This window comes from Iamia sp. SCSIO 61187 (assembly GCF_019443745.1).
Taxonomy (GTDB): Bacteria; Actinomycetota; Acidimicrobiia; order Acidimicrobiales; family Iamiaceae; genus Iamia.
The window spans coordinates 4,749,916-4,763,179 of record NZ_CP050948.1; the positions used below are offsets into that span (position 1 = coordinate 4,749,916).

Here is a 13,264-nt window from a genome sequence, read left to right on the forward strand (position 1 = left end):
ACGCGCCGAGCGGACGCGTCGGGCAGGCTGCCCGACCATGGCTGATCCCTCACCCGGACCCCACGCGCCCGGACCCCGCCGCTTCGGCATCTTCCTCGCCCCGTTCCACCCCGTGGGGCAGAACCCGACGCTCGCCCTGCGCCGGGACCTCGAGCTGGTCGAGCACCTCGACCGGCTCGGCTTCGACGAGGCGTGGATCGGAGAGCACCACTCGGCCGGCTTCGAGATCATCGCCTCGCCGGAGGTGTTCATCGCCGCCGCCGCCGAGCGGACCCGACGCATCCGCCTGGGCACGGGTGTGTCGTCGCTGCCGTACCACCAGCCGCTGATGCTGGCCGACCGCATGGTGCTGCTCGACCACCTCTCCGGCGGCCGGGTGATGCTCGGCGTCGGCCCCGGTGCCCTGCCCTCGGACGCCTACATGATGGGCATCGAGGTCGCCCGGCAGCGGGACATGATGGAGGAGGCGCTGGAGGCCATCTTGCTCCTCCTCCGCGGCGACGAGCCGGTCACCTACGAGACCGACTGGTTCACCCTGCGCGACGCCCGGCTGCAGCTGCGGCCCTTCCAGCGACCGCACATGGAGGTGGCGGTGGCGGCCCAGGTCTCACCGGCGGGGCCGCGCGCCGCCGGCCGGTTCGGCACCGGGCTCCTCTCCATCGGGGCGACGAGCCAGGGCGGGTTCGACGCCCTCGGCTACCACTGGGACGTCGTGGAGCAGCGGGCGGCCGAGTTCGGCACCGTCGCCGACCGGGACGCCTGGCGGCTCGTCGGGCCCATGCACATCGCCGACACCCGCGAGCAGGCCATCGCCGACGTCGCCTTCGGCCTCGGCGACTGGGTCGACTACTTCCAGCGCGTCGCCGCCCTCCCCCTCGCCCCCGACACGACCGACCACGACAGCCTGGTCGACGCCCTGAACGCCTCGGGCTTCGCCGTCATCGGCACGCCCGACGACGCCATCGCCCAGCTCGAGCGGCTCGGCACCCAGTCCAAGGGGTTCGGCACCTTCCTCCTGATGGCCCACGAGTGGGCCGACCGGGTGGAGACGCTGCGCTCCTACGAGCTGTTCTCCCGCTACGTGATGCCGGTGTTCCAGGGGTCGGCGGCCTCGCTCACCGCCAGCCGGGACTGGGCCGCCGAGAACCGGCCCACCTTCATCGGCGAGGCCGGCGCCGCCGTCATGTCGGCGATCCAGTCCCACCAGGCTGAGCAGGCCGAGCCGAACGAGCAGGCCTGACGCCGACGCGGGGCCGGGCGCCACGGAAGGTGCCAGGCACCTTCCGTGGCCGGCGGGTGGCTAGGCCTTGGCCTGGGCGTCGCCGCGGGCGGCGTTGCCCTGGTCGGCGGCCTTGGGGTCGGTCTCGTCCTGCTTGTCGCGGACGCCCTGCTCGATCTTCTTGCCGAGGTCGGCGTCGACGTTCGACCAGTACTCGAAGGCGCGCACCAGGACCGGCTCGGACACGCCGTTGAGCAGGTGGCCGACGACGTTGTCGACCAGGCGGCCGCGGGCGTCGTCGTCGAGCACCTCGCGCACGAGGGTGCCGGGCTGACCCCAGTCGTCGTCCTCGGCGTGGGCGACGTACGCCGCCCGGGTGATCTCGCCGTCGGCCTCCCAGCCGGCGGGCTCGCCGTAGCGGGCGACGTCGGCCGCCGGCCCGCCGTAGGAGTTCGGGGCGTAGACGGGGTCCGAGACGTTCTCCACCCGCATGGCCCCGTCCTTGCTGTAGCTGTGGACAGGGCACTGCGGCTTGTTGACCGGCACCTGATGGTAGTTGGCGCCGACCCGGTGGCGGTGGGCGTCGGCGTAGGAGAACAGCCGGGCCAGCAGCATCCGATCGGGGCTCGGGCCGATGCCGGGCACCAGGTTGTTGGGCTGGAACGCCGCCTGCTCGATCTCGGTGTGCATGTCGGTGGGGTTCCGGTCGAGCGTCAGCCGCCCGACGTCGATCAGCGGGTAGTCGCCGTGGGGCCACACCTTGGTCAGGTCGAACGGGTTGAACCGGTAGTCCTTGGCGTCCTCGTACGGCATGACCTGGACCTTGAGCGTCCAGCTGGGGTGCTCGCCGTCGCGGATGTGCTCGAACAGGTCGCGCTGGTGGTAGTCGGTGTCGATCGAGGCCATCTGGTCGGCCTCGTCCTGGGTGAAGGTCTCGATGCCCTGGTCGGTCTTGAAGTGGTACTTGACCCAGGAGCGCTCGCCGTCGGCGTTGACCCACATGTAGGTGTGGCTGCTGTAGCCGTTCATGTGGCGCCAGGTGCGGGGGATGCCCCGGTCGCCCATCAGCCAGGTGACCTGGTGGGCCGACTCCGGGGAGAGCGTCCAGAAGTCCCACTGCATGTCGTGGTCGCGCAGGCCGTTGTCGGCCCGCCGCTTCTGTGACCGGATGAAGTGCTGGAACTTCATCGGGTCCTTGACGAAGAACACGGGCGTGTTGTTGCCGACCATGTCGTAGTTGCCCTCGGTCGTGTACAGCTTGAGGGCGAAGCCACGGGGGTCCCGCCAGGTGTCGGGGCTGCCGCGCTCACCGGCCACGGTCGAGAACCGGATCAGGGCGTCGGTGGTGGTGCCGGGCTGGAAGACGGCGGCCTTGGTGTGGCGGCTGACGTCCTCGAGCACCTCGAAGCGTCCGAAGGCCCCGCTGCCCTTGGCGTGGGGCTGGCGCTCGGGGATGCGCTCCCGGTTGAACTGCGCCATCTGCTCGATCAGGTAGTGGTCCTGGAGCAGGATCGGGCCGCCGGGTCCGACGGTCAGGGAGTGCTCGTCGCTCTCGACCGGGATCCCGGCGTCGGTCGTGGTGTGCGGGGTGCGGTCGGCCATCGTTCGACGTACCTCTTCCTGGGTCGCGGACCCGAGCCCTGCCCGCCCTCGGCCGTCGGACACCGACCGGGGGGCGGCAGCGGTCCGGGCGACGTCAGGTCCCGGCGAGCAGCCGCAGCCGGGCGGCGAGGGACGCCACCTCGTCGGGGTCGAGCACGGCGTCGATGCGGTCGTTCACGGCGCCGAAGGCCACCTCGACCTGCGCCAGGGCTCGGCGGCCGGTCGGGGTGAGGTCGAGGGCCCAGGCCCGCCCGTCGGCGGCGCTGGGGGTGCGGGTGACGAGGTCGGCCGCCAGCAGCCGGCGGACGAGGGTCGTCACCGCCGACTCGGCCTGGTGCAGGGCCCGGGCCACCTCCTTCTGGGTCGTGCCCGGCCGGCCCGCGACCACCGCCAGGGCGGCGGCCTGGGCGGTGGTGACCCCGGCGGCGTCCAGGCAGGCGCGGTCGGCCTCGGCCCGGAGCCGCCCGGCGGCCAGCTGGAGGTGGAAGTAGAGGCGCTCGGTGTGGGCGGCGGACACCGCGCCACATTACTTCACATGTTCAGTATCTTGGGGGGATGATCATCGACGCCTGGGCCCAGCAGCCCAACCCCACGTTCGCGGCGCAGCCCTGGCTGGCCACCCTCCTCCGCTGGACGGGCCAGGAGGACGGGATCTCCACCTCCGACGAGGACACCCTCGGGGCCATGGACCGGGCCGGGGTCGACCTGGCCCTGATGGCGGCGTGGTGCGGCCCGCAGGGGATGCTCGTCGACAACGACGAGGTGGCCGCCCTCGTCGCCCGCCACCCCGACCGCCTCCGCGGCGTCGCCACCGCCGACCTCCGCGACCCGGTGGCCGCCGTGCGCGAGGTCCGCCGGGCCGTCACCGAGCTCGGCTTCGTGGCCGTGCGGGTGGTCCCGTGGCTCTGGGACCTGCCGCCGAACGACCGCCGCTACTACCCGCTGTACGTGGCCTGCGTGGAGCTGGGGGTCCCGCTCTGCACCCAGATCGGCCACACCGGGCCGCTGTGCCGCTCGGAGCCCGGCCGGCCCATCCCCTACCTCGACGACGTCCTGCTCGACCTCCCCGAGCTCGTCGTCGTCGGCGGGCACGTCGGCTACCCGTGGATCGACGAGGTGCTCTCGCTGGCCACCAAGTACCCCAACCTCTACGTCGACACGTCGGCCTACGTCGTCCACCGGCTGCCGGCCCCGCTCGTCGACTACATGCGGGGCCGGGGCCGCGACCGGGTCCTGTTCGGCACCAACTGGCCCATGCTCAGCCCGTCGCGCGCCCTGGCCCGCCTCGACGACCTCGGCCTCGACGACGAGGCCCGGGCCCTGTTCCTCGGCGGGAACGCCGAGCGGGTGTTCGGGCTCGCCGCGGCGGCCTGACGGGTCTCGTCGACGCGGCGGCGGCCTGACCGGCGTCCAACGGCGCGCCCGGGCTCTCAGCGGCGCGCCAGGGCGAGGGGGAGCACGGGCCCGGTGCCCGCGCCGCGCAGGAGGTCGGCGACGACGGTCATCGTCCACCCCGAGTCCCAGACGTCGTCGATGACCAGCACCGGGCCGGTCCGGACGTCGACGCCGGGCAGGGCGGAGCCCTCGACACCGAAGGCGCCCCACACGTTGGTGAGCTTGTGGGCGGCGTTGTGCTGCTCGCCCTGCGGTGGGCCGGGGCGGAGCCGGACCACGGCCCCGGCGACGGGGAGCTTCCCCAGCTCGCCGATGCGGTGGGCCACGGCGGCGAGGAGCGCCTCCCGCCGGGGGCGGGACGACGGGATCCACGTCACCCAGGTGGGCCGCTGCTCCCACGGCCAGCGCTTGAGGGTGCGGGCGATGCCCAGGACCATCTCGTCGTCGACCTCGCCCGACGCCAGGGCGCGCTGCACCACCGGCCACCACCCGGCGTCGTCGACGCGGGCGAGGGCCCGGCCCTCCTCGGCCCGGCGGTCGGCCTTGACGTTGCCCCGGGGCTCGGCCAGCCCGCGAGCCCACTGCTTGCGGGGCTCGATCGGGATGTCGACGCCCCGCAGCAGCTCGGTGGCCCGGCGCACCACCGCCGGGTCGAGGGCGACCGGGTCGCCGCCGCCGGTGCACACCGCGCACCGCCCGCACGGGCCCTCCGCCGCCACCAGGGGGTCGTCGAGGGCGTCGCGGAGGAAGGCCATGTGGCAGCGCTCGCCCCGGGCGTAGGCGAGCATGGCGTCGGCCTCGTCGTCGCGCGCCTGGCGGACGCGCTCGACCCGCTCGCGGTCGTAGGTCCACGGCCGGTCGGTGCGGACCCAGCCGCGGCCCTCGCGGGCGACGGCGCCGTCGACGTCGAGGATCTTGAGCAGCGTCTCGAGCCGGCCCCGGCGCAGGTCGACCTCGCGCTCGAGCTCCATCAGCCCGAGGGGCTCGCCCCCGGCCGCCTCGAAGGCGTCGAGCACCCGTCGGCACAGGTCCTCGGGCGGCAGCCCGACGCCGGCGAACCAGGACCAGATGGCCTGGTCCTCCTCGCCCGGCAGGAGCCAGGCCTCGGCGTAGGGCACGGCCCGCCCGGCCCGTCCGACCTGCTGGTAGTAGGCGATGGGCGACGGCGGGGCGCCGAGGTGGAACACGAACGACACGTCGGGCTTGTCGACCCCCATCCCCAGGGCGGAGGTGGCGACGAGCGCCTTGAGCCCGTTGCCCTTGAAGTCGTCCTCGAGCCGCAGGCGGTCGTCGGGGTGGGTGTCGGAGGAGTAGGCGTGGGCGTCGAGGCCCTCGGACCGGAGGAAGTCGGCCACCAGGGCGGTCTGGGCGACGGTGAGGCAGTAGACGATGCCGGTGCCCTCGACGGCGGCGACGCGCTGGGCGATCCAGGCCAGCCGGTGGGCCATCGACGGCAGGGCCGCCACCCCGAGGTGCAGTGACTCGCGGTCGAGGGTCCCCCGCATGGTCACCACGTCGGCCCCGAGCTGCTCGGCCACGTCGGCGCAGACCCGCTCGTTGGCCGTCGCCGTGGTGGCCAGCACCGGGGTGCCGGGCGACAGCGAGGCGATGGCGTCGCGGATGCGCCGGTAGTCGGGGCGGAAGTCGTGGCCCCAGTCGCTGATGCAGTGGGCCTCGTCGACCACGAGGAGGCCGAGCCCGGCGCTGAGGCGGGGCAGGACACGGCGCACGAAGCCGGGGTTGTTGAGCCGCTCCGGGCTGATGCACAGCAGGTCGAGCTCGCCCCCGGCGATCTGCTCCTCGATGGCATCCCAGTCGTCGAGGTTGGTGGAGTTGATGGTGGCTGAGCGGACCCCGAGCCGCTCGGCCGCCGCCACCTGGTCGCGCATCAGCGCCAGCAGGGGCGACACCACGAGGGTGGGGCCGGCGCCGGCGTCGCGCCGCAGCCGGGTGGCGATGAAGTAGATGGCCGACTTCCCGAAGCCGGTGCGCTGGACGACGAGGGCGCGGCCGCCGTCGGTGGTGACCGCCTCGATCGCCGCGGCCTGCTCGGGGCGGAGCACGGCCTCGGGGCCGGCCAGCCGCTCGAGGAGCTCCTGGGCCCGGTCGGGGGCGGCGGTCGTCGTCATCCCCCCATCATGGCCACCCCCCGCGACACCGCCGCGGCCGGGGTTAGCGTGCCCCGTCCACCGATCGACCCTGGGGGGTCCCCATGTACCGGTACGAGTACCACGCCGAGGTCAACAAGGGCAGCATCAACATGCGCTCGCTCACCGGCGACCTGAACAAGAAGGGCGCCGACGGCTGGCGCCTGGCCCACGTGTACTCCCAGGACGGCAACACCATCCTCATCTTCGAGCGCGCCGTCTCCGCCTAGGGAGCGCCGTCGCCCGCCTGGGGCGGCTCACGGTGGCGACCAGTCCTCGGGGCGGGTCCAGACGAGCGAGTACCGGAACAGGGCGTGACGTCGGTAGCGCACGCCGGGGAGCAGCAGGGTCGCGACCCGCAGCACCTCGGTGTAGGAGTCGCGCCCGTCGGCGGTGGGCGCCCGCACCTCCCACAGCCCGCGGCGGCGACGGAGGACCCGCGTCGCCACCGCGCCCACGGCGTCGTGGGCCAGGTCGAACCCGGAGCGGGATCGGGCCAGGCCCACCACGCCGAGGGTGCCCCCGGGGGCGACCAGGGAGGCGAGGCGGGCCAACCCGGGTCGGAGCCCGAGGTGGTGGACCACGGCGACGGCGAGCACGGCGTCGAACGATGCGGGTGCCAGGTCCGCGGTTATGACGTCGGCCCGGAGGACCTCGACGTGCTCGCGCCCGGCCACCAGCGCCCGGGTCCGCTCGACGCTCGCGGCGTCGACGTCGACGGCCACCACCTCGGCCGCCCGGTCGGCCAGTGCCCAGGTCAGCACCCCGTCGCCGCAGCCGACGTCGAGAGCCCGCCCGCAGGGGTCGGGCAGGGCATCGAGCAGGAGCGGGTGCCGGTGGATGTTGTGGTTCCACCGCTCCTCGACGGGCGTGTCGGCGGCGGCCTCCCACGACTGGCCGGAGCGGCTCACCCGGACGCGGCCTCGGGCGCCACCAGCTCGACCTCGAAGCCGTCGGCGTCCTCGATGTAGGCGGTGGTGGACCCCGACGGGAGCGGGTGGCGGTCGCCCTCGAGCGAGGTCCACCCGTGGCCGGGGGCGGCGGCCACGAGGGCCTCCAGGCTGGCGGCGTCGTCGACGTGGAAGGCCACGTGGTTCATCCCCGGGCGCAGCCGCGAGTGCAGCATCCCCGGCACCATGTCGGGCGACTGCTCGATGACGATCCCGGTCCCGTGCTTGCGCCACACCCGGCCGTGGACCCAGGTCCGGGTGAGGACGAACCCGAGCTCGTCGAGCAGCCAGCCCCACGAGCGCTCGGCCCGTCCCAGGTCGGGGACCCAGATCTGCAGGTGGTGGATGGCCACGGGCGCAGGGTACGGGGTGGCGGTCGCCGCCCCCCGGTCAGGCCGGCTCGGCCGGCGGCGCCGGCCCCTCTCCTGCCGTCTCCTTCGGATGGTCGGCGGCGCGGGCGTCGCGCACGGCGATGACCGAGCTGACGACGGTGGCGGTCAGCGGGACGGCCAGCACCGTCCCCACGAACCCGAACAGGGCCGTGCCGGCGGTGATCGCCACCAGGATCGTGGCCGGGTGGAGCTCCAGCGACTTGCCGTAGATCCACGGCGCCAGCAGGTCGTTGTCGAGCTGCTGCACCAGGACGGCCACGACGGCGACGATCAGGGCGGGCACCAGGCCCCCGGCGGCCAGCGTCACGAGGACGGCGATCACCCCGGCCACGGTGGCACCCACGATGGGCACGAAGGCGGCGGCGAAGGTGAGGATCATCACCGGGATGACCAGGCCGGAGCCGACGATGGCCATGGTGGCTCCGATCACCACGGCCTCGACCAGGCCGAGCAGGCCGGCGCCGCGCAGGTAGCCACCGAGGGCGTCCCACGACGCCTGGGCCACGGCGCGCACCGACGTCCGCTTGTCCTCGGGTGTCTTCTCGTCCATCCAGGCGACGAAGCGGGGCCCGTCCTTGAGGGCGAAGAAGGTGAGGATCAGGGCGAGGAGCAGCCCGGCCAGCCCGGCCACGGCCGCCCTCGCCCCCCGGGTGACCTCCTCCTCGGAGCTCGCGAGGGCCTCGCGGCCGCGGTCCACGATCTCCTCCTCGGCCTCCTCGACCTCCTGGCGGGTCACGTCGAACGGGCTGTCCTCGACGATCCAGTCCTCGATCTCGCTGATCCCGTCGTCCACGGTGGGCCCCAGGTCGCTGAACTCCTCGACCATGGGCGGGGCGATGACGGCGACGATCCCGGCGACGACGAGGAGGGCCCCGACCATCGTGGAGGCGGCAGCCGGCGCCGGCCGCCAGCCCCGACCCCGCAGCCAGCCGGCGGGGATGCTCAGCGCACGGGTGGCGAAGAGGGCGACGCCCAGCGGGAACAGGGCGAGGCCCAGGCGGCCGAGCACGACCAGCACCATCCACGTGGCCACGCCGACCACGACGAAGCAGGCGGCGTAGGCCGTCCCGCGCAGGACCGTCGGGTGGGGGGACCAGTCGGGAGCTCGCACCGGCCCCCCCTACCCCGATCCCCCGCGCGGACCCAGCCGGACGCGACGTGCCTGGCACGTCGCGTCCGCGAGGGCAGGGATCAGACGGCGACGAGGGTGGCGGCGACGGCGGCCACGGCCAGCCCGGCGACCTGGGTGCGGTGCATGCGCTCGTCGAGGACGGTCTGGGCCAGCAGCACGGTGGTCGCCGGGTACAGGCCGGTCACGGCGGAGACCACGGCGAGCAGGCCGTGCCGCAGGGCGACGAGGTAGAGCACGTTGGCGGCCATGTCGAGCACGCCGCTGGCGATGATCGTCGTCCAGCCCCGGCCGGCGAGGGCGTCGCGGACGCCGCCCCCACGGGTCACGAGGAGCACGGCCAGGAAGGGGACCGACGCCAGCCGGGCACCGAGCAGCGGGTAGAGCCCGGCGTCGTCACCGGTGCCGTGCAGGCAGACGAAGAAGAGCCCGAAGAGGGCGCCGGCGGCGAGGGCCGTGGCTGCCACCCGGAGGACGGCGCCGTCGAGCGGGGCGGCCCGCCCGCTGCCCTCGCGGGTGATGAGGAAGACGGCGACCAGGGCCACGGCGATGCCGACGAGGGCGGAGGGGCCGGGCCGCTCGCCCTGGATCACCCCGGCCAGGATGGGCACGACCGAGGCGGTGAGGGCGGCGACCGGGGCGACCACGCTCATGGGGCCCTGGGCCAGCGACCGGAACAGCAGGACCACGCCGCTCGACCCGAACAGGCCTCCGAGGGCGCCGAGGGCCAGGTCTCGCGGGGCCACCGTGGCCGGGCCGAGCATCGGCAGCACGGTGACGAGGGCGACCAGCCCGGCGAGCTGCGACAGCAGGGCGACGGCCAGGGCGGCGCGCCGGCGCGACGCCAGCCCGCCCAGGAAGTCGGCGGACCCGAACACGACGGCGGCGCCCAGGGCGAGCATGACGGACACGGACGACCCTCCTGGATCACTGCGTTGGACCGGTCGGTGCAGTGTAGTGATGGACTCCCACACTGCACCAGAGGTTTCACCCAAGTGGTCCGAGGTGTCGGTGGCGGTAGCCTGCGGGGGTGCCCGAGCCCGACGTCGTGGCGGCCGCCATCGCCCGCAACACGCGGAAGCTGCGCGCCGAGCGGCAGTGGTCGCTCGAGCGCCTGGCCGAGCGGTCCGGCGTGAGCAAGGGGATGCTCGTGCAGATCGAGCAGGCCCGCACCAACCCGAGCATGGGGACGCTGTGCCGCGTGGCCGACGCCTACGGGGTGACCCTCGCCCAGCTGGTCGAGCTGTCCGACACCGCGTCGGTCCGGGTCGTCGAGGCCGACGAGGTCATCCGCCTGTGGTCCGGCGAGGAGGGCTCGGCCGGGGACCTCCTGGTCGGGGTCGACCGGCGGGAGCACGTGGAGCTGTGGCGCTGGACGCTCGCCCCCGGCGATCGCCACGACTCCGAGGGCCACATGGAGGGCACCCGCGAGATGATGGCGGTGCTGTCGGGCACGCTCACCCTCGACGTCGCCGACCAGACCTACACCGTCCGCAGCGGGGCCGCCGTCCTCTTCGACGGCCACCGCGACCACGTCTACCGCAACGCCCACAAGCGCCCGCTCGACGCCGTGCTCGTCGTCATCCAGCCGACGACCGGCGACCCCGCCCTCCCCAGCCACCCGGGGTAGGCCGGCCGCTCCTGCGGCGGGATCCGCTCCTGTCGCCGCGACGGGCGGTCTCGTCCCAGGGGCTACCGCACAGGCGCGTCAACGGGTCGACCGGCGCCGGGGCGGCGGCGGGGTCGCCGAGGCGGGGTCGGCCGGCCAGGGGTGCTTGGGGTAGCGGCCGGCCATCTCCCGGCGGACCTCGGCCCAGGATCCGGCCCAGAAGCCGGGCAGGTCGGCGGTGACCTGGACGGGCCGGCCGGCGGGCGAGAGCACGTGGACGACGACGGGCACCCGGCCCTCGGCCACCGTCGGGTGCACGGTCGTGCCGAAGAGGTCCTGGGCCCGGACGTGGATCGCCGGCTCCGTGCCGCCGGCGTCGTAGGCGACGGCGACCTCCTGCCCCGACCCCAGCCGGACCGCCCGGGGGGCGACGGCGTCGAGCCGGCCCAGCCACGGGTGGCCCAGCCGGGCCCGCAGGGCGGCGAGCACGTCGACGCCCTCGAGGTCCCGGCGCCCCCGGGCGCCGCCGAGCAGCGGGGCCAGCCAGGTGTCGAGATCGGCGACGAGGGCGTCGTCGGACAGGTCGGGCCAGCCGTCGCCCACCCGGGCCGCGAACACGGCCCGGGCCTGGAGGGCGCGGGCCCCGTCGGTCCACCCGAGCACGGCGAGCCCGGCGGCCCGGACCCGGTCGAGCAGGGCCGTCGTGGTCGCCGCCCCGGGCTCGGCCCGATCCTCGGACCGGGACAGGACGAGGGCGCCGAGGCGGCGCTCGGTCACGGCGCGCAGGTCGTCGCGCCCGTCGTCCCAGGTGACGATCGACCGCCGCTCGACCTCGGCCCCGCCCAGCTCCACGACGTCGGCCTCGTCGAGGGCGGCGGCGATGCGGACCCGGCCGTCACCGCGACCGGCCTCCCGCCGGCCGGTGTCCAGGTCGGCGATGACCAGGAAGGGCTCGTCGCCGAGGGGGTCGCCGTCGGGCACCCAGGCCCCGATGCCGTTGCGGAGCCGGTAGCGCCGGCCGCTGCGGGCCTGGGCGATGCGGTCGGGGTAGGCGAGGCCGAGCAGGGGTCCGGCTGCGGTCAGGTCGACGCCGGGCTGACGGCGGATCCCGGCCCGGCGGGCGACCTGGGTGGCGCGGCGGCGCACGGTCCGGACCGCGTCGCGGTCGGCCCGGGGGTGCGACGCCCGGTCGTCGGCCAGCAGGCGCAGCCGCTCGGCGGCGTCGACGGGCACCTCGTCGGGCCGGCCCCGCAGGACGTCGCGCTCCTCGAGCAGGCAGGCCAGCAGGCACGCCTCCCAGCCCCGCCCGGCGCCGGCCCCGGCGAGGACCATCCGGGCCAGCCGGGGGTGCAGGGGCAGGTCGGCGAGGGCCCGCCCGCGCTCGGTCACCCGGCCGTCGGCGTCGAGCGCACCCAGGGAGCGGAGGAGGGCGCGCCCCTCGGCCAGGGCCGGCGGAGGCGGGGCGTCGAGGAACCGCAGCTCGTCGTCGGCCGCCGCCCACACCGCCAGCTCGAGGGCGAGGGGGGCCAGGTCGACCTGCTCGATCTCGGGGGTGGCGAACCGCGGGCGGGCGGCGTGCTCGACCCGGGACCAGAGCCGGTGGGCCACGCCCGGCTCGGTGCGCCCGGCCCGACCGGCGCGCTGGTCGGCCGAGGCCTTCGAGGCCGTCACCGTGACGAGCCGGGTGAGCCCTGTGCGCGGGTCGAGGCGGGGCACCCGCGCCCGCCCGGCGTCGACGACGATCCGCACCCCGGCGACGGTGAGGCTGGTCTCGGCGATGTCGGTGGCCAGCACCACCCGGCGGCGGCCGGGCGGGGACGGGGCGAGGGCCCGATCCTGGTCCTGGCGCGGCAGGGACCCGAACAGCGGCCGCACGTCGACGCCCGCCCCGAGCCCGGCGCCGCCCAGGGCGGTCGCCGCCCGGCGGATGTCGGCCGCGCCGGGGAGGAACACGAGCACGTCGCCGGGATCGTCGCGCAGCGCCGCCGCCACCACCCGGGCCACGTGGGCGTCGAAGCGCTCGCGGTCGCGTGGTGGCACCCACCGCACGTCGACCGGGTGGGCCCGGCCCTCGCTGGCGACCACCGGCGCCGGGTCGCCGTCGGCGCCGAGGGCGGCGGCCACCCGGCCGGTGTCGATCGTGGCCGACATGGCCAGCAGCCGCAGGTCCGGGCAGAGGGCGGTGCGGGCGTCGAGGGCCAGGGCGAGGGCCAGGTCGGTGTGGATGCTGCGCTCGTGGACCTCGTCGAAGACCACGAGACCGGTCCCCTCGAGCGACGGGTCCCGCTGGAGGCGGCGGACGAGGATCCCCTCGGTCACCACCTCGACCCGCGTCGCCCGGGAGGTCACGTCCTCGTCGCGGGTCCGGTACCCGGCGGTGCGCCCGACGTCCTCGCCGAGCAGGTCCGCCATGCGGCGCGCCGCGGCCCGGGCCGCGAGCCGCCGGGGCTCGAGCACGACGATCCGGCGGCCGGCGAGCCACGGCTCGTCCAGGAGCCGGAGCGGCACCACGGTCGTCTTGCCGGCCCCGGGAGGGGCGCGCAGGACCGCGACGCCCGCGTCGGCCAGCGCCGCCCGCACACCGGGGACGACCTCCTCGACCGGGAGCCCGGTGGGCGCCACGGTCGTCACGGGCGCCTCCGGCCGGGCCGGGGGGCGCCGGCTCGGGTGCGGGGGGTGGGACCGGGCACGTCGTCTCCTGTTCCGACCCCGCCGCCCACGGGGCCCGGCGAACCTACCGCTCCGCGATGTCGCCGCCGCCCCTCCGGGCCGTAGGTTGCCCCTGTGGACGGCGCCGACATCCGCAGCACCGGGACCCCCG

12 protein-coding genes are annotated in these 13,264 nt (G+C 75.4%); 4 read left to right on the forward strand and 8 right to left on the reverse strand.

The genetic code is table 11. The annotated features are described in order from the left end of the window. The first annotated feature begins 37 nt into the window (after positions 1-37). Positions 38-1,240, forward strand: a complete 1,203-nt coding sequence (locus HC251_RS22885; RefSeq protein ID WP_219942936.1) for an LLM class flavin-dependent oxidoreductase — start codon at positions 38-40, stop codon at positions 1,238-1,240. 60 nt (positions 1,241-1,300) lie between these two features. On the opposite strand, the gene HC251_RS22890 is transcribed toward HC251_RS22885, so the two are convergent. Together HC251_RS22890 and HC251_RS22895 are read right to left on the reverse strand one after the other, a co-directional pair. Beyond that, positions 1,301-2,821, reverse strand: a complete 1,521-nt coding sequence (locus tag HC251_RS22890) for a catalase (RefSeq protein WP_219942937.1) — start codon at positions 2,819-2,821, stop codon at positions 1,301-1,303. A gap of 94 nt (positions 2,822-2,915) precedes the next feature. After that, entirely contained in the window at positions 2,916-3,338 is a 423-nt protein-coding gene (locus HC251_RS22895) for a MarR family winged helix-turn-helix transcriptional regulator (RefSeq protein WP_219942938.1), read from the reverse strand. Between the two features lie 38 nt (positions 3,339-3,376). Between HC251_RS22895 and HC251_RS22900 the strand changes: the two genes are divergently transcribed. Then, the gene (locus HC251_RS22900; protein WP_219942939.1) at positions 3,377-4,195 is read left to right on the forward strand and encodes an amidohydrolase family protein; all 819 of its coding nucleotides are present in this window, start codon (positions 3,377-3,379) and stop codon (positions 4,193-4,195) included. Positions 4,196-4,251: 56 nt separating this feature from the next. Here the strand turns inward: HC251_RS22900 and HC251_RS22905 are convergent, their stop codons facing one another. After that, positions 4,252-6,345 carry a RecQ family ATP-dependent DNA helicase gene (locus HC251_RS22905; RefSeq protein ID WP_219942940.1) on the reverse strand — a complete coding sequence of 698 codons (2,094 nt, stop codon included), beginning with the start codon at positions 6,343-6,345 and terminating at the stop codon, positions 4,252-4,254. Positions 6,346-6,428: 83 nt separating this feature from the next. Here HC251_RS22905 and HC251_RS22910 point away from each other — a divergent pair, with 83 nt between their 5' ends. Then, positions 6,429-6,593, forward strand: coding sequence for a hypothetical protein (locus HC251_RS22910; RefSeq protein WP_219942941.1), 165 nt, complete (start codon positions 6,429-6,431; stop codon positions 6,591-6,593). 27 nt (positions 6,594-6,620) lie between these two features. Here HC251_RS22910 and HC251_RS22915 read toward each other — a convergent pair whose 3' ends face one another. From HC251_RS22915 to HC251_RS22930, 4 genes are all read right to left on the reverse strand, one after another. After that, the gene (locus HC251_RS22915) at positions 6,621-7,274 is read right to left on the reverse strand and encodes a bifunctional 2-polyprenyl-6-hydroxyphenol methylase/3-demethylubiquinol 3-O-methyltransferase UbiG (protein ID WP_219942942.1); all 654 of its coding nucleotides are present in this window, start codon (positions 7,272-7,274) and stop codon (positions 6,621-6,623) included. Then, positions 7,271-7,666 carry a VOC family protein gene (locus HC251_RS22920; protein WP_219942943.1) on the reverse strand — a complete coding sequence of 132 codons (396 nt, stop codon included), beginning with the start codon at positions 7,664-7,666 and terminating at the stop codon, positions 7,271-7,273. Before HC251_RS22920 ends, HC251_RS22915 begins: the two co-directional genes overlap by 4 nt. 37 nt (positions 7,667-7,703) lie before the next feature. Then, positions 7,704-8,816 (reverse strand): AI-2E family transporter, encoded by a 1,113-nt coding sequence (locus tag HC251_RS22925; protein ID WP_219942944.1) that lies wholly within the window; start codon positions 8,814-8,816, stop codon positions 7,704-7,706. Positions 8,817-8,896: 80 nt separating this feature from the next. Continuing rightward, entirely contained in the window at positions 8,897-9,736 is an 840-nt protein-coding gene (locus tag HC251_RS22930) for a DMT family transporter (RefSeq protein ID WP_255566769.1), read from the reverse strand. 128 nt (positions 9,737-9,864) lie between these two features. Between HC251_RS22930 and HC251_RS22935 the strand changes: the two genes are divergently transcribed. Next, complete coding sequence (locus HC251_RS22935; protein ID WP_219942946.1) at positions 9,865-10,464, forward strand: helix-turn-helix domain-containing protein; 600 nt, start codon at positions 9,865-9,867, stop codon at positions 10,462-10,464. A 78-nt stretch (positions 10,465-10,542) separates the two neighbouring features. Here HC251_RS22935 and hrpB read toward each other — a convergent pair whose 3' ends face one another. Beyond that, positions 10,543-13,074 (reverse strand): ATP-dependent helicase HrpB, encoded by a 2,532-nt coding sequence (hrpB, locus tag HC251_RS22940; RefSeq protein WP_219942947.1) that lies wholly within the window; start codon positions 13,072-13,074, stop codon positions 10,543-10,545. Between the last annotated feature and the right edge of the window lie 190 nt (positions 13,075-13,264).